Annotated in this window: 19 protein-coding genes; 9 read left to right on the top strand and 10 right to left on the bottom strand. The window is 73.9% G+C overall.

Annotated features, from left to right (window positions below; genetic code table 11):
- The first annotated feature begins 34 nt into the window (after window positions 1-34).
- Genes AB0F11_RS06175 through AB0F11_RS06185 form a run of 3 tightly spaced genes read left to right on the top strand, consistent with a single transcriptional unit; the run spans window position 35 to window position 2,477 of the window.
- Window positions 35-829, top strand: coding sequence for an ABC transporter ATP-binding protein (locus tag AB0F11_RS06175; protein WP_362168951.1), 795 nt, complete (start codon window positions 35-37; stop codon window positions 827-829).
- On the top strand, window positions 816-1,709 hold the full coding sequence (locus tag AB0F11_RS06180; RefSeq protein ID WP_362168953.1) for an ABC transporter permease subunit: 894 nt from the start codon (window positions 816-818) through the stop codon (window positions 1,707-1,709). The genes AB0F11_RS06175 and AB0F11_RS06180 overlap by 14 nt, the downstream gene beginning before the upstream one ends.
- Before the next feature lie 6 nt (window positions 1,710-1,715).
- Window positions 1,716-2,477 (top strand): sirohydrochlorin chelatase, encoded by a 762-nt coding sequence (locus AB0F11_RS06185; protein WP_362168955.1) that lies wholly within the window; start codon window positions 1,716-1,718, stop codon window positions 2,475-2,477.
- A gap of 107 nt (window positions 2,478-2,584) precedes the next feature.
- Here AB0F11_RS06185 and AB0F11_RS06190 read toward each other — a convergent pair whose 3' ends face one another.
- Window positions 2,585-3,592, bottom strand: a complete 1,008-nt coding sequence (locus AB0F11_RS06190; protein WP_362168957.1) for a 2-dehydropantoate 2-reductase N-terminal domain-containing protein — start codon at window positions 3,590-3,592, stop codon at window positions 2,585-2,587.
- 45 nt (window positions 3,593-3,637) lie between these two features.
- Between AB0F11_RS06190 and AB0F11_RS06195 the strand changes: the two genes are divergently transcribed.
- Both AB0F11_RS06195 and AB0F11_RS06200 read left to right on the top strand, forming a co-directional pair.
- The gene (locus AB0F11_RS06195; protein ID WP_362168959.1) at window positions 3,638-4,486 is read left to right on the top strand and encodes an aldo/keto reductase; all 849 of its coding nucleotides are present in this window, start codon (window positions 3,638-3,640) and stop codon (window positions 4,484-4,486) included.
- 113 nt (window positions 4,487-4,599) lie between these two features.
- Complete coding sequence (locus AB0F11_RS06200) at window positions 4,600-5,529, top strand: DNA/RNA non-specific endonuclease (protein WP_362168961.1); 930 nt, start codon at window positions 4,600-4,602, stop codon at window positions 5,527-5,529.
- Window positions 5,530-5,595: 66 nt separating this feature from the next.
- On the opposite strand, the gene infA is transcribed toward AB0F11_RS06200, so the two are convergent.
- The 4 genes from infA to mgt form a co-directional block, all read right to left on the bottom strand.
- Window positions 5,596-5,820 (bottom strand): translation initiation factor IF-1, encoded by a 225-nt coding sequence (infA, locus tag AB0F11_RS06205; protein WP_362168963.1) that lies wholly within the window; start codon window positions 5,818-5,820, stop codon window positions 5,596-5,598.
- A gap of 55 nt (window positions 5,821-5,875) precedes the next feature.
- Window positions 5,876-6,640 (bottom strand): GNAT family N-acetyltransferase, encoded by a 765-nt coding sequence (locus tag AB0F11_RS06210; RefSeq protein WP_362168965.1) that lies wholly within the window; start codon window positions 6,638-6,640, stop codon window positions 5,876-5,878.
- Between the two features lie 211 nt (window positions 6,641-6,851).
- Window positions 6,852-7,430 (bottom strand): DUF1697 domain-containing protein, encoded by a 579-nt coding sequence (locus AB0F11_RS06215; RefSeq protein WP_362168967.1) that lies wholly within the window; start codon window positions 7,428-7,430, stop codon window positions 6,852-6,854.
- Entirely contained in the window at window positions 7,427-8,650 is a 1,224-nt protein-coding gene (mgt, locus tag AB0F11_RS06220; protein ID WP_362168969.1) for a macrolide-inactivating glycosyltransferase, read from the bottom strand. The genes AB0F11_RS06215 and mgt overlap by 4 nt, the downstream gene beginning before the upstream one ends.
- An 86-nt stretch (window positions 8,651-8,736) precedes the next feature.
- Between mgt and AB0F11_RS06225 the strand changes: the two genes are divergently transcribed.
- Window positions 8,737-9,612, top strand: coding sequence for an aminoglycoside phosphotransferase family protein (locus tag AB0F11_RS06225; RefSeq protein ID WP_362168971.1), 876 nt, complete (start codon window positions 8,737-8,739; stop codon window positions 9,610-9,612).
- 72 nt (window positions 9,613-9,684) lie between these two features.
- On the opposite strand, the gene AB0F11_RS06230 is transcribed toward AB0F11_RS06225, so the two are convergent.
- From AB0F11_RS06230 to AB0F11_RS06240, 3 genes are all read right to left on the bottom strand, one after another.
- Window positions 9,685-10,218: a hypothetical protein gene (locus AB0F11_RS06230; RefSeq protein ID WP_362168973.1), complete on the bottom strand. Its 534-nt coding sequence runs from the start codon at window positions 10,216-10,218 to the stop codon at window positions 9,685-9,687.
- 146 nt (window positions 10,219-10,364) lie between these two features.
- Window positions 10,365-11,147, bottom strand: a complete 783-nt coding sequence (locus tag AB0F11_RS06235; protein WP_362168975.1) for an exonuclease domain-containing protein — start codon at window positions 11,145-11,147, stop codon at window positions 10,365-10,367.
- 60 nt (window positions 11,148-11,207) lie between these two features.
- Window positions 11,208-12,569 (bottom strand): SAV2148 family HEPN domain-containing protein, encoded by a 1,362-nt coding sequence (locus AB0F11_RS06240; RefSeq protein ID WP_362168977.1) that lies wholly within the window; start codon window positions 12,567-12,569, stop codon window positions 11,208-11,210.
- 385 nt (window positions 12,570-12,954) lie between these two features.
- Here AB0F11_RS06240 and glgX point away from each other — a divergent pair, with 385 nt between their 5' ends.
- Complete coding sequence (glgX, locus tag AB0F11_RS06245) at window positions 12,955-15,069, top strand: glycogen debranching protein GlgX (RefSeq protein ID WP_362168979.1); 2,115 nt, start codon at window positions 12,955-12,957, stop codon at window positions 15,067-15,069.
- Here the strand turns inward: glgX and AB0F11_RS06250 are convergent.
- A complete protein-coding gene (locus tag AB0F11_RS06250) occupies window positions 15,054-16,469 on the bottom strand; it encodes an MFS transporter (protein WP_362168980.1) in 1,416 nt (471 codons plus the stop codon). The genes glgX and AB0F11_RS06250 overlap by 16 nt on opposite strands.
- 82 nt (window positions 16,470-16,551) lie before the next feature.
- Between AB0F11_RS06250 and treY the strand changes: the two genes are divergently transcribed.
- Together treY and AB0F11_RS06260 are read left to right on the top strand one after the other, a co-directional pair.
- Window positions 16,552-18,885, top strand: a complete 2,334-nt coding sequence (gene treY / locus AB0F11_RS06255) for a malto-oligosyltrehalose synthase (RefSeq protein ID WP_362168982.1) — start codon at window positions 16,552-16,554, stop codon at window positions 18,883-18,885.
- Between the two features lie 332 nt (window positions 18,886-19,217).
- Complete coding sequence (locus tag AB0F11_RS06260; protein ID WP_362168984.1) at window positions 19,218-20,516, top strand: M14 family zinc carboxypeptidase; 1,299 nt, start codon at window positions 19,218-19,220, stop codon at window positions 20,514-20,516.
- Here the strand turns inward: AB0F11_RS06260 and AB0F11_RS06265 are convergent.
- Window positions 20,506-20,937, bottom strand: a complete 432-nt coding sequence (locus AB0F11_RS06265; RefSeq protein WP_362168986.1) for a GNAT family N-acetyltransferase — start codon at window positions 20,935-20,937, stop codon at window positions 20,506-20,508. The genes AB0F11_RS06260 and AB0F11_RS06265 overlap by 11 nt on opposite strands.
- Window positions 20,938-21,013: the final 76 nt, after the last annotated feature.

Consider the following 21,013-nt stretch of genomic DNA (forward strand, 5'->3'; position numbering starts at 1 on the left):
GCCCGTAGTCCAGCAAACCCAGGAGGTGACGACCATGGCCACCACTCTCGCCAAGGCTGCCGAGGGCGCGATAGCGGAGCCGACGCACGCCGCCCGCATCGAGCACGTCTCGAAGTCCTTCTCCGGCCCGGCCGGATCGCAGCTCGTCCTGGACGACATCAGCCTCGATGTCGCTCCCGGCGAGTTCGTCACCCTCCTGGGGGCGTCGGGGTGCGGCAAGTCCACCCTGCTCAACCTGGTCGCGGGTCTGGACAAGCCGTCCGCGGGGTCGATCGAGACCCCTGGCGGCCGTCCGGCCCTGATGTTCCAGGAGCACGCCCTCTTCCCGTGGCTGACCGCGGGCAAGAACATCGAACTCGCCCTGCGGCTGCGCGGGGTGGCCAAGGCCGAGCGCAGGACCGAGGCCGAGCGGCTGCTGGAGCTGGTCCGCCTCGGCGGCGCGTACGGCAAGCGCGTCCACGAGCTCTCCGGCGGCATGCGCCAGCGCGTCGCCCTGGCCCGCGCCCTGGCCCAGGACAGCCGGCTGCTGCTGATGGACGAGCCGTTCGCGGCCCTGGACGCCATCACCCGCGACGTCCTGCACGGCGAACTCACCCGCATCTGGGCGGAGACGGGGCTGTCGGTCCTGTTCGTCACCCACAACGTCCGCGAGGCCGTCCGCCTGGCCCAGCGCGTCGTCCTGCTCTCCTCCCGCCCCGGGCGGGTCGCGAAGGAATGGGCCGTGGACATCCCGCAGCCGCGCCGCATCGAGAACGCGGACGTCGCGGAGCTGTCCCTCGAGATCACTGAACACCTGCGTGGGGAGATCCGCCGCCATGGCCAGCACTGACACCACCCCCAAGGCGGCCAAGGGCGACGACCTGGCCGGCCTGGAGGCCGGCCTCGACGCCCTCGACGCCGTCCAGACCCACCGCACCCCGGTGCGCGAGGTCCTCACCAAGAAGGTCCTGCCCCCGCTCCTCGCGATCAGCCTGGTGCTGGTGGTCTGGCAGGTCCTCGTCTCGGCGAAGGTCACCGCGGAGAACAAGCTGCCGCCGCTGTCCGCGGTCGGACACAGCCTGTCCGAGATGTGGCTCAAGGGCACGCTGCTGGACGTCATCTGGACCTCCGTCTCCCGCGGCCTGCTCGGCTTCCTCCTCGCCCTGGCCATCGGCACCCCGCTCGGCCTGCTCGTCGCCCGCGTGAAGTTCGTGCGCGCCGCGATCGGCCCGATCCTGCAGGGCCTTCAGTCCCTGCCCTCGGTGGCCTGGGTGCCGCCGGCCGTGCTCTGGTTCGGCCTGAACGACGCCATGATGTTCACCGTCATCCTGCTCGGCGCGGTCCCGTCCATCGCCAACGGCCTCGTGTCCGGCATCGACCAGGTCCCGCCGCTGTTCCTGCGGGCCGGCCGCACCCTCGGTGCCACCGGGCTGCGCGGCGCCCGGCACATCGTGATGCCGGCCGCGCTGCCCGGGTACGTGGCCGGCCTCAAGCAGGGCTGGGCGTTCTCCTGGCGCTCCCTGATGGCCGCCGAGATCATCGCCTCCTCGCCCGACCTGGGCCTGGGCCTGGGCCAACTCCTCGAAAACGGCCGCAACAACATCGACCTGCCCGGTGTCTTCCTCGCGATCATCCTGATCCTCGTCGTGGGCATCGCCATCGACCTGCTGATCTTCAGCCCGCTCGAGCGGTGGGTGCTGCGCAGCCGCGGCCTGCTGGTCAAGGGCTGATCCGACATGTCCACCGCCGCCCCCGTCCTGCTCGTCGTAGCCCACGGCAGCCGCGATCCGCGGCACGCGGCGACCGTGCACGCCCTCACCCGGCGGGCGCGGGCGCTGCGGCCCGGGCTGCGCGTGGAGACGGCGTTCCTGGACTTCAACGCCCCCCGGGTCGAGCAGGTGCTCGCCGCCCTGCACGGCGACGGCGTCCGCGACGTGGTCGCGCTGCCGCTGCTGCTGACCCGGGCCTTCCATGCGAAGGCCGACGTTCCGGCGGTGCTGTCGCAATCCACGGCCCGGCTGCCGGGCCTGTCGGTCCGGGTGGCCGACGTCCTGGGGCCCTCGCCCCTGCTGACGGCCGCGCTGGAACGCCGGCTGGCGGAGGCGGGCCTCACCCCGGCGGACCGTGCGACGACCGGTGTCGTCCTCGCGGCCGCCGGATCCACCGACCCGGAGGCGATCGCAGTGATCGCTGAAATCGCGCGGGAGTGGCGGCACACCGGTTGGTGCGCCGTGCGGCCTGCGTTCGCCTCCGCCGCGCTTCCGTCCACGGCGGATGCGGTTCGTTCCCTGCGGGCCGAGGGGGTGCGCCGGGTGGCGGTGGCCCCGTACGTCATCGCCCCCGGGCGGCTGCCGGACCGCATCGCCGCGGGCGCCGCTGCGGCCGGGGCCGACACCCTGGCCGAAGTCCTGGGCCCGGCCCCGGAACTGGCCCGCCTCCTCCTGACCCGCTACGACGAGTCCCGCGCCTCCACGCTCCGTCCCGCCCTGACGGCATAGCCGCCGTCCGTTTGCCGCTGCGCGGAGCCTTCCCCCACTTTGCCCCTTCTCCCCCAGCTACCGCTGGGGGAGAAGGGGCGGGGTGGGGAAGCGGCTCCACGCAGCGGCTAGCGGCGGGACTCGGCTTCGTCGGTGAGGGACGTCAGGTCTTCGACCGACATGGCGCCCGGCGGCAAGGACTGGCGGGCGAAGATGTTCGCGGCGTGGCGGAGGGTGTCGTTGACCGGGGTCGGGATCCCGTGCAGCCGACCCAGCAGACACACCTCCCCGTTGAGGTAGTCCGCCTCGATCGAGCCGGTGCCGCGCCGCAGCGACTGCCAGGACGAGCCGCCCCGCAGGCCGCTCCCGGCCCCCAGGACCACCTTGCCCTCCCGCGCCGCCGCTTCCTCCTGCGCCGACGCCCACGCGATCCCCGCGGCCCGCAGCACCGCCTCGCCCTCGCGCCGGGCCCGCAGCAGCAGGGCCGCCTTGGCCGGGTCCGGCTCGGGCCCGGTGGTGGCCTGGATCGCGTTGCCGAGGTTGCCCAGCAGCTTGGCGTACTTCCACCGCATCACGTCGTCCACCACCGGCGCCTCGAACCCGGCCGCCTCCAGGTCGGCGGCGATCCGCCGCACCCGCGCATCCGCACCGCCGGCGGCGAGCCCGAGGTGCAGGATCCCGGTCAGCGGGGCGCACAGCGCGCTCACCACGCCCGGTTCCAGGAACGTCGCCGGGAGCCACACGCAGACCCCGTACACCCGGGCGAAGCGCCGCAGCGCCAGCCGCTCGCTCTCGACGCCGTTCTGCGCGCACAGCACCGGCAGCCGCTGCGCCGCCGTGCCTCCGCCCGCGACCTCCGCGTCACCCCACTCGTCGAGCGCGGCGACCGCGTCCTGGGTCTTCACGGCCAGCAGCAGGACGTCGTCCGGCCGCAGTTCGCCGAGCCCGTCGGGGCCGGTGACCACGGGCAGCCGGTGCACCCGGGTCCCGTCCGCCGTGGTCAGTCGCAGCCCGTCCGCCCGCAGCGCCTCCGCGTGCGCGCCGCGTGCGACGAGGACGACCTCACGGCCCGCTCCGGCGAGCCGTCCGCCGATGGTCGCGCCGATCGCTCCGGCGCCGATGATGATGTAACGCATGGCCAGGAGCCTGGCACATCCGGCGGCTTGCGTTACCGTCGGGGCATGGTGGACCACGTGTGGCGTCTCGGCGGCGACCTTCCCGTACGGCGGCTCGGCCTCGGCACGGGGGGTCTGGTCGGCCCCGGCTACTGGGGGCCGCGCGGCAGTCGCGCCGAGGCCAGGGCCCTGTTGCGCTCGGCGGTCGAGCGAGGCGTCACGCTCGTCGACACCGCCGACAACTACGGTCCCGACCTGGCCGAGGAGCTGATCGCCGAGGCCCTCCACCCGTACGGCGACCGGCTCGTGGTCGCCACGAAGGGCGGGGTGGTGCGCACCGGCCCGGACCGCTGGCACGTGGCGGGCCGCCCCGAGCAGCTGCGGGCGGCGTGCGAGGCGAGCCTGCGCCGCCTGCGGCTGGAGGCGATCGGCCTGTACCAGCTGCACCGCTTCGACCCGGCGGTCCCGGTGGCCGAACAGCTGGGGGTGCTGGCCGAGTTGCGGGCAGAGGGCAAGATCCGCCACATCGGACTGGACACGGTGACCGTGCAGGAGCTGCGCGAGGCGCTCGCCCTGGTTCCCGTCGCCGCGGTGCAGAACCCGTTCAACATCCTGGAGCGCTCCTCGGCCGACGTGCTGCGGCTGTGCGAGGAGCGGGGCATCGCCTTCCTGCCGTACTACCCGCTGGGCAGCGGCGCCCTGGCCAGGGAGGGCGCGGCCGCGGTGAGCGCGGTGGCGGCGGAGCACGGCGCCGGCACGGGGCAGATCGCCCTGGCCTGGCTGCTGCACCACTCGCCGGTGCTGTGCCCGACGCCGGGCACCGGTTCGCCCGTCCATCTGGCCGAAAACCTTGACGCGGCAACCATCCATCTCACGCCGCGGGAACGGGCGGTGCTCGACGCGCTGGTCCCGTAGCCCGGTCGTAGGCTGGACGTGTACGCACGCGCGGGGATCCCCTGCCTGTTTGCGTGCCAGTCGCGCCGGCGGGGCTTCCCGCGCCCGAACTCCCTGTCTGAAGGGAGCCTTCGATGGCTGCCACGAAGCACACGTCCTCCCCCGCGCCCCCCGGGACCACTGCGACGCCCTCGGGCGACGGGCAGGACACGCTGATGACCCTGCAGCGGCCGGTGGAGGAGGCCGCGCCCGGGCCGGGCTACGACACGAACTTCCTCTCGGCCCCGATCACCGCCCCCGAGCTGGACCCGTCCATCAAGCCGGACGCCGTCGAGCTGAACGGCTCCGAGGTCATCCCGTACACGCACTTCTCGCTGGCGCTGAGCGCGCCGCGGCGGTTCGCGATCTGGGTGGGCTGGAACATAGACGGCGCCAGCATCAAGAGGCTGGACAGGCGGGGCATCGAGTTCCGCAAGGACCCGCGCCTGCCGGCCACGGCCCAGGTCAGCAACGAGTTGTACAAGGGACCGACCAACCGGCTGGACCGGGGCCACATAGCCCGCCGCGCCGACCTGTTGTGGGGCCCGCTGTCCGATGCGCAGAAGGCGAACCGGGACTCGTTCTTCTACACGAACATCACCCCGCAGATGGACGACTTCAACCAGAGCGCCCGCAACGGCCTGTGGGGGCGGCTGGAGGACGCGGTCTTCGAGGACGTCGAGGTCGACGACCTGCGGGTCAGCGTCTTCGGCGGCCCGGTCTTCCTGCCCGACGACCGCCCCTTCCGGGGCGTGCAGATACCGCGGGAGTTCTGGAAGGTGCTCGTCTATGCGGAGGGCGGAACGCTGAAGTGCAAGGCGTTCCTGCTGACGCAGAGCCTGGACCTGACCGAGTCGCTCGACCTGAACGAGTTCCGGGTGTTCCAGGTGAAGGTGAGCGAGATCCAGGACCGCGCCCACATCGCCTTCGCGTCGGCCATGGCCACCGCCGACACCCTCGCCCTCCCGAGGGCCCTGGAGGACCGCGCCCCGCTGGCGCGCCAGGCGGACATCGACTGGAGCTGATAGGTACGCGCCCCGCGCCGGCCGTGGCGTGCGCCCGGGCGGGCCCGGGCGCACGCCTCCCGCCGCTCAGGTCCGGTAGCGGTACAGGATCCGGCCGCGGGTCAGGTCGTACGGGCTGAGTTCGACGAGCACCCGGTCGAAGGGGAGGATCCTGATGTGGTTCTTCCGGATCTTCCCGCTGATGTGCGCGAGCACGTGATGGCCGTTCCGGAGCTCCACCTTGAAGGTGGCGTTGCGAAGGCACTCGACAACGGTGCCCTCGATTTCCAGGCCGTTCGCGGTTCTTGCCAATGTCTCTCGTTTCTCGAATCAGGGGTTGGTGGGAAAACGGTGGGCCGGTGTGACGTCAGTGGCGCACCAGTTCCACGTAGCTGCCGGTCCGCCGGGCGCCGATGCTCTTGAGCAGCGCGATCGCGGCGGTGTTGGATTCGTCCGCCTCGGCCCAGGCCGAGGCGGTCCCCGCGCGGTGCAAGGAGGCCAGCGCATGGGCCAGCAGCGCCCGCCCGATGCCTTGGCGGTGCTGGCCTGCCCGTACCGCGACCAGTCCGATCCGCGCCCGCCGGCGGACCGGCGCCACCCGGGCCAGCCCCACGTACGCGCCGCCCCGGACCGCGACGGTGTACTTGGACGGGTCCGCCGCAGTCATCGCGGCGGGGCGGGGTACGACCTCGGCCGGCATGGTCTGCCATCCGACGCTCGCCTCGACCTCCTCGCGGATCGCGCGGTCCAGCGCATGCAGCAGGCCCGCGTCCGCTTCCGCGCCGGGCAGGATCGTCACGCCCTGCGGCAACGGCACCGCGCCGAGGCCGTTTTCGCGCGGGTCGGTGGACAGGACGTACTCCCCCTCGCGGCGTCCGAGGGTGAAGCCGGCCTGCTCCCAGCGGGATCTCAGGTCGGAGTCGGCCTCGTCGACCAGGGTGTGGAGGGGGGTCTGCAGGTCAGCGAGCATCTCGGTGGCGAACGGGCCGAAGGCCTCGTCCTGCCACACGTCGATGCTGACGAAGAGCCGCCCGTCGGACCGCTGCGCGGCATCGCCGTGGCCGACGATCCGGCCGTTGGCCACGGCCTGCCACTGGGTCTCGGACACGCGGCTGACCATCATGGAATTCATGGCTGTCGCCTTTCAGGAGTGCCTGGTTGCAGAGGCGCTCCCGACGACACCTGGGTCAGTCGCACACCGTGACGGAAGGGGGGAGCACCCACCTCGATACAACGTTCATGGGTGTCACCTCCTCGCGTCCTGTCACGGTGCTCCGCACACTAGCAACCGGCGGCTCGGCGTCCCATTGGTTTTTCCGTGCCCCGGCCGGCCGGCGTGCGGCCTAATCCCCGTCCCCGTCCCCTTCCTCCCTCCCGGTCATCTCGACGAGCTTGACGACCGTGTTCCAGTTCCTCGTGGTGGCGTCGATGCCCTTGAGCACGGCCGGCCTGTACAGGGCCTCGGCCAGCTTGGAGCGGCCCAGGCCGTCCGGCGCGTACAGGTAGAGGACCCGGTCCCCGACCCGGAACTCCTCCGGGAGGAAGTCACCGGCCTCGATACGGGCGAAGCGCGAGGGATCCGGCTGCTCGGACAGGAACGTCACGTGCAGCTGCCTGCCCTCCAGTTCCCCGGCCGGGAACGGGCAGGCCTCGACCACGGCCCGCAGAAAGGCGCCGTCGACCACCAGGCACGCCACCGCAAACCCGAACCGGGCCTCGATGGCCTGCTCCAGCTCCCGGGCCAGGGCCTCGGCACCACGCTCCGCGGGGGCGCCGAAGACGGCGTTGCCGCTCTGCACATAGGTGCGCACGGCGCCGTGGCCGAGCCCTTCGAGCACCTCGCGCAGCTCGGCCATGGGCACCTTCTTCTTGCCCCCCACGTTGATCCCCCGCAGCAGGGCCGCATACATCGTGTCGCTCATGGCCGCACGATAGTGCGGGCCTGTGACAGTTCGGCCTCGACGAGATCCGCGGCCCGGCGCGCACCGCCCTCGGCCGCCATCTGCTCCCGGATCTCCGCGCACCTGCGCGCCACCTCGGGGTCGCCCACCAGCGCGAGCACGGCCTCCCGCAGCGTCGCGCCGTCGGCGCGCTCCATGGGCAGGTGCCGGGCCACGCCGAGGCCCTCGAGCATGTCGGCGTTGCCGAACTGGTCGACGGCCTGCGGGACGGCCACCATGGGCGTGGCCGTGGCGAGCCCCTCCTGGCTGCCGCCGGCTCCGGCATGCGTCACGAAGGCGTCCGCCTGCCGCAGGATGTCCAGTTGCGGCACCCAGCGGTGCACCTCCACGTTCGCCGGGATCCCGCCCAGTTCCGCCGGGTCGGTGAACCGCCCGATCTGCAGTACGAGGTGCCACCCGGCCAGGTTCCCGAAGGCCTCGATGCACGAGCGGTAGAAGGCGGGCTGCTTGGTGAAGGTGGAGCCGAGCGAGACGAGCACCACCTTCTTCCCTTCCGCCCGTACGGGCCGCCGCCACGTCCCCTGCTCCTCCCGGCTCCCCTGGCAGGCCCCCACGAAGGTGTAGACCCGCTCGTCGACCCGGTCGGCCTGCGGCTGCAGCGCCCGCGGGATGAGCACGATGCTGCGCCGGGGCCGCCCGACGAACCGGTCGACGTCCGTGTCCATCCCGTTCTCGGCGAGCCACGCCTCGAACCGGGCGTAGTACGCCCGCCCGCGCTCGGAGGCCCGCAGCCCGGCCCACAGCGGCGCCGCCACCTCCTCCTCGTACCCTTCCCAGGCGACGAGGTTCGGCGACAGCGACACGGCCGGCACGCCCCACCGGTGCGCCAGCACCGGCGCCGGGTAGGCCGTGATGTCGTGCAGGACGACATCGGGCTCGTCCCCCTCGAACGCGGCCGCGAGCTGCGGCAGTGCCTGGACGGCGTCCTCGAGGAACGGCTCCACGTGGTCGATGAGTTCGGTGCCCCAGGCCTCGGGCTCGTCATCGGTGGGCAGGGTGGAGCTCCAGAGCACCGGGGTGGCCCCCGTCGCGGCGACCTTCTCGGCGAAGGACTCGGGGACGGCATAGCTGACGCGGTGGCCCCGGGCGACGAGCTCCCGGATCACCTCGAGGCTGGGGTTCACGTGCCCGTGGGCGGCGATGGAGAACATGGCGATGTGTGCGGGCTTCGCTGAAGTCATGCCGCCCACCGTAACGAGACGAGACGTCTCGTTCAATCGAAATAGCCGCGCAGGGTCCTGCACCGGCCGAATGCGAGACTGGCGCCATGGACGAGGCACGAGCCAGGGCCGTACTGGCCACAGCGGGGCTCCCCCGCGCACCGCACCGCACCGCGACCCCCTCCCCCACCCTCCTCTCCCTCGGCGAGAACGCGGTGTTCGCCACCGCCGAGCTCGTGGTGAAGGTCGGCCGGGAGGCGGCGCTGCTGGAGCGGGCCGAGCGGGAACTCGCCGTGGCGGGCTGGCTGGAGCAGGCGGGGGTCCCCGCAGTCCGGGCGGCCGAGCCCGAGCCGCGGCTGGTGGACGGCCACCCGGTGACCGTGTGGCACCGCCTCCCCGACGCGGTCCGTCCGGCGGGCCCCGAGGACCTGGCCGCGCTGCTGCGGCAGATCCACGCCCTGCCCGAACCGCCGTTCGCCCTGCCCGCCCGGGACCTGCTCGGCGGCGTCGAGCGCTGGCTGCGGCTGGCAGGCCCGGCGATCGACCCCGCCGACGCGGCGTACCTCCGCGCGCGCCGCGACGCGTACGCCGGCCAGGTGGCCGCGCTGACCCCGCACCTGCCCCGGGGCCCGATCCACGGCGACGCCCTGCCCCGCAATGTGCACGTCGGCCCCGACGGCCCGGTCCTGGTGGACCTCGAGACCGTCTCGTTCGACCTGCGCGAGCACGACCTGGTGGTGATGGCCCTCTCCCGCGACCGGTACGGCCTGCCCGCCGAGTCGTACGACGCCTTCGCCACCGCCTACGGCTGGGACGTGCGCGACTGGGAGGGCTGCTCCGTCCTGCGCGGCGCTCGCGAGACGGCCAGCTGCGCCTGGGTCGCCCAGCACGCACCGGCCAACCCCAAGGCGCTCGCCGAATTCCGGCGCCGCGTCACCTCCCTCCGCGACGCGGACACGGAGCAGCGCTGGCACGCCTTCTGACGGCCCGAGCCGGCCGGCCGCCTCACGCGCTGTGCCACCGGCCCTGCATGTGCCGTATGCACCGACGCGCCGTCAGGCAGGACGGCGGCGCCGATAATAGGCCCACGCCAGGGCCAGCACGATCGGCCCCCACAGCATCGCCGGGCTGATGCACACCCGGGCCAGGGCCATCCACCACCCGTTGCTGAACCCCGTCTCGGGCAGGATGCCCGCCCAGGCGAGCGGATAGAGGTCGAACATCGCCACCAGGGCCAGGCCACCCAGGACGGCCGGAACCACCGCGGCGAGCGGTGCCACCCGCCGGCCGCCGAGGAACGGCACCCAGCGCGGCACCACCTCGCCCCATCCGCTCACCAGGCCGGTGGTGAGCAGCGCCAGCGCCTCGGTGAGCACGCTGAGCCCGACGACATAGAACGGACTCCACCAGGGATCAGCCGGCGGGGCCGCCGGGTCGATCATGCCCATCCGGAAGTCGACGGCGAACGGCAGCCGCCACAGGCAGTGCGGCAGCACGACGAACGGAAGGGCCTTGGCGAGCCGAAGCGCCCAGGCCGGGACCGGGCGTTCGGTATCGCCGAGGGGAAGAGCGAGCCGTGTGATCGTCATGCCACTCACCATCGCCGCACTTCAACGACAGCGCGTCAGCCGCACGCCCGATCACGCTCCCCCACGAGAGCCACCCCGGGTCGTCCTCGCGGCCGACGGCCGGCAGAGCCCGGGCGCTCCCTCCGGGACCACTCCCGGGACGGCGCTCAGGCCGACGCCGCCGCCACAGCCCCCGCCTCCACCGCGCCGCGCAGCGGCCACGCCGGGTCGATCACCGCGTCCGGGGTGCCCTCGCGGCGGAGGTAGGCCTGGAAGTCGCGGGCCCAGCGCTCGTGCCAGGCGGCCTGGCGGGTGTGCAGGGCGGCCGGGGTGAGGGCGGCCACCTGCGGATGCCGGGCGGCTATCGCCCGGGCCACCTGGACCGCGGCGAGCGCATCGGCCCCCGCATCGTGCGCGGCGTCGAGGGTGACCCCGTACACCCCGCACACCGCCTCCAGCGTCCGCTTGCCGCGCCGGTAGCGGTCCACGGCCCGGTCGATGGTCAGCGGGTCGATCACCGGCCCGGTCGGCGCCCCGCCGAGCCGGTCGGCGAGGGAGGGCAGCCCGTGGCGGGCGAGCTCGGCCGTCAGCAGGCTCAGGTCGAAGGCCGCGTTGTACGCGACGACGACGGCGCCCTGCTGCCACTTCCGGACCAGCACCTCTGCGACCTCGTCCGCGACCTCCCGCACCGGGCGGCCGTCGGCGACGGCCCGCTCCGTGCTGATGCCGTGGATGGCAGAGGCCTGCCGCGGGATCGGTATCCCCGGGTTCGCCAGCCAGGTGCGCCGCTCGCGCACCTCGCCGCCCCGCACCCCGACCACGGCCGCGGTGACGATCCGCGACTCCCCCGGTTCCGTGCCGGTCGTCTCCAGATCGAACCCGACCAGCACCCCGTCGTGCCACTGCGCCTGCGAGTCCCCCGACGGCTCCGAGCCCCTCGACTCCCCCATCACGCATCCTCCCCCGTACTTCCGGTCAACGACTTTCAGCCTGCCACGGGCCACTGACAGTCACGACACCGGCCGGGAGTCCTGCCAGATCGACTCGAACTCCTCCCTATATGTGGGGAAAAGTCCGTTCTCGCCGTGGCCCGCGTCCCGCGCCGGGCTCCGCGTGCCCCCGCCCCTCAGCACCAGCACCGGCGCCTCCATGCCCCGCGCCCGCCGCAGGTACGACTGGACCACCGCGACGCCCGAGGTCTCCCCCTCCACCAGGTACGCCGTGAAGCGCGGGGTCTCGTCGAAGACGTGGATCTCGAACCGGGAGGGGTCCCGCAGCCCGGCCCGCACCCGCCGCACGTGCAGGATGTTCATCTCCACCGACCGGCTGAGCTCGCCCTTGCGCAGCCCGAGCTCCCGCTCGCGCCGCTTCACCGCGCTGCTCGCCGGGTTCAGGAACAGCAGCCGCACCCTGCAGCCCGCCTCCGTCAGCCGGACGAGTCTTCGGCCGGAGAAGTTCTGGACCAGCAGGTTCAGGCCTATGCCGATGGCGTCGAGCCGCCGGGCCCCGCCGAACAGGTCCTCGGCGGGCAGCTGCCGCTGGAGCCGTACCCGGTCAGGGTGGACGGAGACGACGTCCGCGTACCGGTCGCCGACGAGGTCCTCGACCGCGTCGATCGGCAGCCGGTCCGCCGACGGCGAGCCGGAGCCCCCGCCCAGCACCTCCAGCAGCCGGGCAGAGGCGCGCTCGGCCTGTTCCAGCACCGCACGCGACAGCGCCCGGTTGCGGGAGACCACGTTGCGGGTGACCTCCAGCTCGTCGAGGGCGAGCTCGATCTCCCGCCGGTCGTCGAAGTACGGCTCGAAGCACGGCCAGTGCTGGACCATCAGCTCGCGCAGCTGCGGCAGCGTCAGGAAGCTGAGCACGTTGTCGTCGGCCGGGTCGAGCAGGTAGCCCTTGCGCCGGCTGACCTCGCGCACGGCGACGGCCCGCTGCACCCACTCCTGCCCGGCGGGCCCGGCGGCGGCGACCACCCAGTCGTCCTCGCCGTGCACGGGCTCGTAGATCGGCCGCAGCACCGCCCCGACCACCGACCGCAGCCGCTGTTCGATCAGGTTCAGCCAGATGTAGGCGCGGCCCGCGCGCTGGGCCCGGGTGCGGACCTCGCTCCACGCGTCAGCGCCCCAGTCCAGTTCCGCCCCGGCCCGCACGCTCCCGGCGGCCGGCGAGGCCGCCAGGGACACCGTCCCGGCCGGGGCGCCGCCGGCGCCGCCCGGCGCACCACCCGGCGCACCACCCGGCAAGCCGCCGACCCCGCCCGACACCCCTGCGGACCCGCCGGGCACCGAGCCCGCCGCGCCTCCCGGAGCGTCCGCCGGGCCACCCTCGTGACCGCTGTCACCAGGGGGCAGCTCCAGACCTCCCGAGCTCACCCGTGCACCGCCTTCTGCGTCTGGACGCCCGTCTCCAGTGATCACGGAAGGGTACTCCGAGCTCGGCGCCCGGTGCAGCCCGATGCGATCCCATGCAGCCCGACGAGCCGTACGCCGGTGGTCCGTTGACCCATTATCGGATGCCCGGACAGTGCGCTGACCCGCATATAGGCCCACCGGGTCACCCGGCAGGAGCAACCCAAGTCCCCGCGTACCGCCCCTCTTTCGGGGAAGATCCTGGCAGTGACGCGATCCGACGCCGAATCACCTCCACCAGTCGAACACATTGACGTACCCACATATCTCAACACCGCCACATCAGTTGATCGACAGCACATCGGTTCATCTACGCATCAGCCCGACAGCGAAGGGAGAGTAGTCCTCCATGCAGGTCTGGCCGGGACAGGCGTATCCGCTCGGAGCCACCTACGACGGCGCCGGCACCAATTTCGCGGTCTACTCGGAGGCGGCGCGGCGCATCGAGCTGTGCCTCCTGCACGACGACGGCTCGGAGACGGCGGTCGAGCTGCGCGAGACCGACGCCTTCGTCCGGCACGCCTACCTGCCCGGCGTCATGCCGGGCCAGCGCTACGGCTTCCGCGTCCACGGACCGTACGAGCCCGAGCGCGGCCGGCGCTGCAACGCGGCCAAGCTGCTGCTGGACCCGTACGCGCGTGCGATCGCCGGGAACATCGCCTGGGGCGAGGAGGTGTACGGCTACCACTTCGGCCGGCCCGACTCGCGCAACGACCTCGACTCCGCCCCGCACACGATGAGTTCGGTCGTGGTCAATCCCTACTTCGACTGGGCCAACGACCGGCCCCCGCGCCACGAGTACCACCGCACGGTGCTGTACGAGGCCCACGTCAAGGGGCTGACCATGCGCCATCCCGAGCTCCCGGAGGAGCTCCGCGGCACCTACGGGGCCCTGGCGCACCCCGCGGTCATCGCGCACCTCACCCGGCTCGGGGTGACGGCGCTGGAGCTGATGCCGGTGCACCAGTACGTGCACGACCACCGGCTGGTGAACGACGGTCTGACCAACTACTGGGGCTACAACACGATCGGCTTCTTCGCCCCGCACAACGGCTACGCCTCCGGCGACCGCGGGCAGCAGGTGCTGGAGTTCAAGTCCGCGGTCCGGGCCCTGCACGAGGCGGGCATCGAGGTGATCCTCGACGTGGTCTACAACCACACGGCCGAGGGCAACCACCTGGGCCCGACTCTGTCCTTCCGGGGGCTCGACAACGCCTCGTACTACCGGCTGGCGGAGGACCCGCGGCACTACGTGGACACCACCGGCACCGGGAACTCGCTGCTGATGCGCTCCCCGCACGTCCTGCAGCTCATCATGGACTCGCTGCGCTACTGGGTCACCGAGATGCACGTGGACGGCTTCCGCTTCGACCTGGCCGCCACGCTGGCCCGGCAGTTCCACGAGGTCGACCGGCTCTCCTCGTTCTTCGACCTCGTCCAGCAGGACCCGGTCGTCAGCCAGGTGAAGCTGATCGCCGAGCCCTGGGACCTCGGCGAGGGCGGCTACCAGGTGGGCAACTTCCCGCCGCTGTGGACCGAGTGGAACGGCAAGTACCGCGACACGGTGCGGGACCTGTGGCGCGGGCAGCCGCGCACCCTGGCGGACTTCGCGGGCCGGCTGACCGGCTCCTCGGACCTCTACCAGGACGACGGCCGGCGGCCGCTCGCGTCCATCAACTTCACCACCTGCCACGACGGTTTCACCCTCCACGACCTCGTCTCGTACAACGAGAAGCACAACGAGGCGAACCGCGAGGGCAATCGGGACGGCGAGACCCACAACCGGTCCTGGAACTGCGGGACCGAGGGCCCGACCGAGGACCCGGAGGTCCTCCAGCTGCGCGAGCGCCAGATGCGCAACTTCACCGCCACCCTGATGCTCTCGCAGGGCGTGCCGATGCTCAGCCACGGCGACGAGTTCGCCCGTACGCAGGGCGGCAACAACAACGCCTACTGCCAGGACAACGAACTGGCCTGGGTGCAATGGCCGGAGCCGGGCAAACCGGCGCCCTCGCTGCTGGAGTTCACGCGGCGGATGGTGTGGCTGCGGCGCGACCACCCGGTGTTCCGCAGGCGCCGGTTCTTCCACGGGCGGCCGGTCGAGGGGACCCACGACGAGCTCTCCGACATCGCCTGGTTCACCCCGTACGGAGAGCCGATGCGCGCCCGCGACTGGCAGGCGCAGAACGCGCGGGCCCTGACGGTGTTCCTCAACGGCGAGGCGATCAGCGAACCGGGACCGCGCGGGGAGCGGATCACCGACGACTCGTTCCTGCTGATGTTCAACGCCGACCCGGATCCGCAGGAGTTCACGATCCCGGCCGGGCACGGGGCCCAGTGGCGCCTGGTCGTGGACACGGCGCGCCCGGAGGTGCTGCCACCCGGCACCGGGCCGCAGTTCGCGGCCGGGGACCGGGTGGCGCTGACGGGGCGGTCGCTGGTGGTGCTTCAGCGCCCGGCGTAGCGGGTGTCGGGCGAGGCGGTCTGCTGCTTCGGGATGAAGACCCGGGGCGCCGGGGCCGCCGCGGGCGTGGGCGCGGTCGCCGGCGCGGGCGCCCTGGTCTGCGTACGGGCGGCCGGGACCCGCGTCACCAGCGCCAGGAGCAGGGCCGATGCGGCCGCCCCGACGGCGACCGCGAAGGCCCCGGCGGCCCCGTACGCCTCGGCGAGCCGCCCGGAGGCGGCGAGCGCGGCGGCCTGGCCGGCGACGAGCGAGCTGGCGGCGAAGGCCATGGCCTCGGCGAGGCGGGCCGGTGCCACGGCCCGCTCGGTGAGGGCGAACGCGGTGATCAGGTGGGGCGCGTAGGCGGCGCCGAGCACGGTGACGACCGCGTACAGCGGGGCCAGGGTGTGCGTGAGCAGCAGGGGTACGGAGAGCACGAGCGCGGCGGCGGTGGCGGCCCGCCAGCGCAGCCGCAGCCCGATCCGGGCGGGCAGCGCCCCGAGCGCGAAGCCCACGGCGGCGCTGACGACGCCCATGGCGGCGTAGACGATGCCCGCCTGGCCGGGTACGCCCAAACGAGCGGTGAGGGCGGCGATTCCGGCCTGGCATGCACCGAACATGGCGCCCTGGAGGAAGAGGGACCCCCGGACGGCGTACACGACGCGCGGGTGCCGGACGCGCGGGCCCCGGCCCCCTCGGGCGGCGGCCCGCGCCACCGGGGCGGCCTGCGCCACCGGTGCGTCCGGCCCTGCGGCGCCCGCTCCTGTGACGTCCGGCCCAGCGGCCCCCGCCCCGCTGCCCGCCGTCACGGCGGCCGTCGGGTGCAGGGCGAAGGCGGAGCCGAAGACGGCGACGAGGGCGGCGGCCAGGCCGAGCGCGAGCGCGGGGTGCGCGACGAGCGCGGCGAGGCCGACGAGGGCGGGGCCGAAGACGAAGGAGACCTCGTCGAGGGTGCCTTCGAGCGAGTGGACGGCGCCGACCACGCCCTCGCCGGCCCCGGCGCGGTGGGCCAGGGCCACAGACCGGGTCCGCGCGAGGGGCCCGATCAGCGGGACGGAGGCGCCGGTGACGGCCCCGACCGCGGCGAGCAGCGCGGTCGGCAGGCCGCCGAGGGCGGCGGCGACGAGGGCCGCGGTGGCGACGGCGTTGACCGCGGCGGCGGCCAGGACCACGGGCCGCTGCCCGCGCCGGTCGGCGAGGCGGCCCAGCACCGGCCCGCAGAGCACCTGTCCGGCGGACAGGGTGCCGCCGACGATGCCCGCGGTGGCGAGCGAGCCGCTGGTCTCGGCCACCAGCAGCACGCTCCCGAACTGGGACATCGCGACGGGCAGGCGGGCGAGGAACGAGTAGAGCGGGAGTAGGGGCCCGGTCAGGGCGATGACGTGTCGATAGGTGCTGAAGGTGCTGACGGTTCCAACCACTCGATCAACGCTAACGCAGTGCAGTCACCCGGATGCATTGGGTCATGGCACGGAATCGGGCAAGGTGGGTACGTACGTTCTCATGAGCCGGCGTCATACACACTTCACAACGGAATCCGGTGTTCCGACGGCTGTCACTCCCGGGACACCGAACACACCACCGACCCCCACTCCCGCATCCGCTCCCACCTCGACGTACCGCCTCCAGCTGGGCCCGGAGTTCCCGTTCGCCGCGGCCGAGCGGGCCGTCGCGCACCTGGCCCGGCTCGGCGTGTCGCACCTGCACCTGTCGCCCGTGCTGGAGGCGGTGCCCGGCTCCGCCCACGGGTACGACGTCACCGACCACACCCGGGTGCGGGCCGAGCTGGGCGGCGAGGCCGGGCTGCGCTCGCTGGCCGCCGCCGCCCGGGCCCGCGGGCTCGGGCTGGTGCTGGACATCGTGCCGAACCACATGGCGGTGCCGTCCCCGCTGCGGCTGAACCGGCCGCTGTGGGAGGTACTGCGGGAGGGCCCGCACTCGCCGTGCGCACGCTGGTTCGACATCGACTGGGAGGCGGGCGACGGCCGGCTGCTGCTGCCTGTGCTCACCGAGCCGCTGGACCCGGCGGCGTGCACGGTCGACGGGGACGTCCTGCACCTCGACGGGTGGGAGTTCCCGGTGCGCGCGGGCACGGCGGGTCTGCCCCTGCCGGAGCTGCTGGCCGCGCAGTGGTACCGGCCGGCCTGCTGGCGGCAGGCCCGCACCGAGCTCAACTACCGGCGCTTCTTCACGATCGCACAGCTGATCGGGGTCCGGGTGGAGGACCCCGAGGTGTTCGCGGCCACCCACGCGAAGGTGCTGGAGCTGGTGCGGGACGGGGTGGCCGCCGGGCTTCGCATCGACCACGTCGACGGGCTCGCGGACCCCGAGGGGTACCTGCGGCGGCTGCGGGCGGCCGTGGGGGACGGCTGCTGGGTGGTGGTGGAGAAGATCCTGGCCCGGCAGGAGCGGCTGCCGGCGGGCTGGCCGGTGGCGGGGACCACCGGGTACGACGCGCTGCGGCAGGTGGACGGGGTGTTCACCGACCCGGAGGGCGCCGCCGAGCTGGCCCGCCGCTACCGGGAGTCCACCGGCCTGCCGGACGGCTGGCGGCGCACGGCGCGGGCCTGCGCCGAGGAGGTGCTGACCGGCGACCTGGCCGCCGAGCTGGGCCGGCTGGAGCGGGCGGCCGGCCCGCGGCTCGCCCCGGCGGTCCGGGAGCTGCTGATCGCCTATCCGGTGTACCGGCCGTACCCCGGCGACGGCGGGCCGGACCCGCAGGCCCTGGCGGAGGCGGCCCGGCGGGCCGGCGCGGAGGCGGTGGCGGGCGTACGGGACCTGGTGCTCGGGGATCCGGCCTTCGCGGCGCGCTTCGCGCAGACCTCGGCGGCGCTGCGCGCGAAGGCGCTGGAGGACAGGGCCTTCTACCGGTACGCGCCGCTGCTGTCGGCCACGGAGGTGGGCGGGGACCCCGGGCATCCGGCGGTGGCCCCGGACGCCTTCCATGCGTACTGCGCGGCCCTCGAACGCGACTGGCCGGCCACGGGCACCGTCCTCACCACGCACGACACCAAGCGCAGCGCGGACGTCCGGGCCCGCATCGCGGCGCTGTCGCAGGCGCCGGGGCTGATGGACGGGACCACGGGGGCGGCGGGGCCGGACGCGCAACTCGTTTGGGTGGCACGCCAGACGGCGTTCGGACTCGGGGAGGTGCCGGACCGGGCCGACCGCATCGGGCAGGCCCTGCTCAAGGCGGTCCGGGAGGCGGCGCTGCGGACCAGCTGGACGGAGCAGGACGCGGAGTACGAGGCCGCGGTCGCGGCATACGTCCCGCCCCCGGGGGAACTGCCGGCCGAGCTGGCGCAGGCGGCCCGGGCGAACCTCCTGGGGATGGCGCTGCTGCACCTGGCCATGCCGGGGGTCCCGGAGGTGTACCAGGGCGCGGAGACGGAGTACCGGGCCCTGGTGGACCCGGACAACCGCCGCCCGGCCCGCTTCCCGCAGGAGGACCTGGCCCGCCTCGACGCGGGGGCGGCCCCCGCCGGTCTGCCGCAGGAGAAGCTCGCCCTGACGGCGACCCTGCTGCGACTGCGCCGGGACCGGCCCCACCTGTTCCGCGGCTACGCGGCCCTGACGGCCCGTGGCCCGGCGGCCGACCACTGCCTGGCCTTCGCCCGCCCGGCCGGCCTGGTAGCCGCGGCCACCCGCCTCTCCCTACGCCTGACCCGAGCAGGCGGCTGGCGCGAAACCACCCTCCCCCTCCCCCCGGGCCGCTGGACCCCGCTCCTCCCCACCCGAACCCCGACCCACTACGAGGGCGAGGCCCGCCTGTCGGACCTGCTGTCGACATGGCCGGTGACCGTCCTGACCCGCGAATCCAGCCCGCGCGGCGCTTGACCGCACCGGACGGCGCTTGAGGCGAACGCCGTCCGGGGCGGAGTCCCGCCCCTCCAGCCCCGCCGGCGCTTGAGGCGAACGGGGTCCGGGGCGGAGTCTCGGTTTCGGGAAGGGGCGGGGAGGGGACCAGCTCCGCGCAGCGGACTCGGCACGGGCCAACGGCGGCGGGCACCCGCACCCCCACCCCCACCCCCACCCCCACCCGCCCCGGAACCAGAACCGGCACCCGCAGTAACGCCTTTGGCCACAACCACCCCGCCCGCCAGGCAATTTCGGCAAGTGCGGGGCGCGCAGAGCAGTAGGGGGCGTGCACGGCGGGCATTGCATCAGACGTGACCCTCCTCCGAGACATGCGCTACCCCACACCGCGCGAACTCGCGCTGGCCGCCCGCGCGCTGGCGGACGAGCACCCGCACCTGGCCCGGCTCCGCCGCGCCGGCAGCTCCCGGGCCGGGGAGCCGCTCTGGCTGCTCTCCGTCGACCCCGGCGGAGCCGAACCGCCGGGCCGCGGTGTGCTCGTCGTCGCCGGAGCCCACGCCAACGAGCCCGTCGGCGGCGCCACCGCGCTGGCCCTGGCCCGCCGCATCGTGCAGGGCGGAGCGCCCCGCGCCGGCTGCGGCTGGCACTTCCTGCTGTGCGCCGATCCCGACGGGGCGGCCCTGCACTGCACCCCGCGCCCGTACTCGCTGCTCGACTACCACCGCAACTTCTACCGGCCCCCCGGCCCCGAACAGCCCGAGTGGGCGCCGTCTTTACTGCCCCCGGACCGGCTGCCGCCCGAGACCCTCGCCCTGACCGCCCTCATCGACGAACTGCGCCCGGTGCTCCAGGTCTCCCTGCACGGCACCGACCTCGGCGGGTCCTGGGTACAGCTCACCCGGGACATACCGGGCCTCGCCGAGCCGTTCGCCAAGTCGGCCGCCGAGCTGCGCATCCCCGTGGAGACCGGGGCCTCGGACGCGGCCGGCTGGCCGTCCCCCGGCCCGGGCATCTTCGTGATGCCGGACCAGGAGGCGGCGGCGGGCTCGGCCGCCCCGGGGGCCTTCCACCCGGAGGACACCCGGCTCAGCACCTGGTGCCGGACCCACCACTACGCCGGCACCACCGCCATCGTCGAAGTCCCCATGTGGGCCTCGGACCTGGTGGACGACCCCGCTCCGCATCCGGACCCGCGGGGCGCGCTGCGCCTCCTGGCCGGGCGCCTGGCCGCGGACGCCGCACTCGTGGCGGCCGTACGGCGGGAGGCGGCCGGCGCGGTGGCGTCCGCCGGGCCCGCGGACGCGCCGCTGCTGCGCGCCGTCGACTGGACGCTCGGCCTGATCCCGCAGATCACCGCCGAGTGGACGGGCCCCCGAGCCCCCGCCGACGCGACCGCGGCCCGCATCGCCAGCATCGACGCCTTCGGGCGACGGCTGTCGCTGCGCGCCGCCGCCATGCTGCTGCGCGTACTGCGCGGCCAGGAGCATCCGGCCGCACCGGGCCTGGACCGCCTCGTCACGGGCTGGTGCACGGAGTTCGCGGCCCGGTTCCAGGCCAGATGGGTGCCGGTGGCCACCCAGGTCGAGCACCAGTCCCGTACGGTCCTGGCCGCGTACGAGCGGCTGCTCGCGGGCGGGCCGCTCAGCCCGTAGCAGGAGCGGGCACGGGCGGCACAGGCGGCACGTCCAGCGAATACCGCCGCTTGGGCAGACCACGGGCTCCGATCCGGTCGTAGAACCGGATCGCGCCCTCGTTCCAGTCGGGGGTCTGCCACTGGACCTGCTCCATGCCGAGCTCCCGGGCGAGCGCGGCCACACCGTCCACCAGGGCGGCGCCGAGTCCGTGGCCGCGGGCGCCCTCGGCGAGGTAGAGGCAGTCCATGTGGAGGTAGTGGCGGGCGTCCCAGAACGCGAACTCGGCCGAGCAGGCGGCGTACCCGACGACGACCCCGTCCGGCCCCTCGGCCAGCAGCACCCACAGCCGCGCCCCCTCGGCGAACAACTGCGGCCCGAGCCGCGCCCCCAGGTCCGCCGGCCGGGGCGCGGACTTCTCGTACGCAACGTGCTCATGCATGAGCTCAACGAGCCGCGGCAGATCCCCGGGCCGCACCGGCCGCACAACAGACGTGTGATCCATGCGCCCATCATCA

This window comes from Streptomyces sp. NPDC032472, from assembly GCF_040636955.1.
In the GTDB taxonomy this organism is placed as follows: Bacteria; Actinomycetota; Actinomycetes; order Streptomycetales; family Streptomycetaceae; genus Streptomyces.

Excerpts from the sequence above, each read along its gene's own strand:
- AB0F11_RS06230 (WP_362168973.1), bottom strand. The coding sequence starts at position 10,218 with ATGACGATCACACGGCTCGCTCTTCCCCTCGGCGATACCGAACGCCCG.
- AB0F11_RS06225 (WP_362168971.1), top strand. The coding sequence starts at position 8,737 with ATGGACGAGGCACGAGCCAGGGCCGTACTGGCCACAGCGGGGCTCCCC.
- AB0F11_RS06185 (WP_362168955.1), top strand. The coding sequence starts at position 1,716 with ATGTCCACCGCCGCCCCCGTCCTGCTCGTCGTAGCCCACGGCAGCCGC.
- AB0F11_RS06195 (WP_362168959.1), top strand. The coding sequence starts at position 3,638 with ATGGTGGACCACGTGTGGCGTCTCGGCGGCGACCTTCCCGTACGGCGG.
- AB0F11_RS06175 (WP_362168951.1), top strand. The coding sequence starts at position 35 with ATGGCCACCACTCTCGCCAAGGCTGCCGAGGGCGCGATAGCGGAGCCG.
- AB0F11_RS06180 (WP_362168953.1), top strand. The coding sequence starts at position 816 with ATGGCCAGCACTGACACCACCCCCAAGGCGGCCAAGGGCGACGACCTG.
- AB0F11_RS06190 (WP_362168957.1), bottom strand. The coding sequence starts at position 3,592 with ATGCGTTACATCATCATCGGCGCCGGAGCGATCGGCGCGACCATCGGC.
- AB0F11_RS06210 (WP_362168965.1), bottom strand. The coding sequence starts at position 6,640 with ATGAATTCCATGATGGTCAGCCGCGTGTCCGAGACCCAGTGGCAGGCC.
- AB0F11_RS06200 (WP_362168961.1), top strand. The coding sequence starts at position 4,600 with ATGGCTGCCACGAAGCACACGTCCTCCCCCGCGCCCCCCGGGACCACT.
- AB0F11_RS06235 (WP_362168975.1), bottom strand. The coding sequence starts at position 11,147 with ATGGGGGAGTCGAGGGGCTCGGAGCCGTCGGGGGACTCGCAGGCGCAG.
- glgX (WP_362168979.1), top strand. The coding sequence starts at position 12,955 with ATGCAGGTCTGGCCGGGACAGGCGTATCCGCTCGGAGCCACCTACGAC.
- mgt (WP_362168969.1), bottom strand. The coding sequence starts at position 8,650 with ATGACTTCAGCGAAGCCCGCACACATCGCCATGTTCTCCATCGCCGCC.
- treY (WP_362168982.1), top strand. The coding sequence starts at position 16,552 with ATGAGCCGGCGTCATACACACTTCACAACGGAATCCGGTGTTCCGACG.
- AB0F11_RS06215 (WP_362168967.1), bottom strand. The coding sequence starts at position 7,430 with ATGAGCGACACGATGTATGCGGCCCTGCTGCGGGGGATCAACGTGGGG.
- AB0F11_RS06265 (WP_362168986.1), bottom strand. The coding sequence starts at position 20,937 with ATGCATGAGCACGTTGCGTACGAGAAGTCCGCGCCCCGGCCGGCGGAC.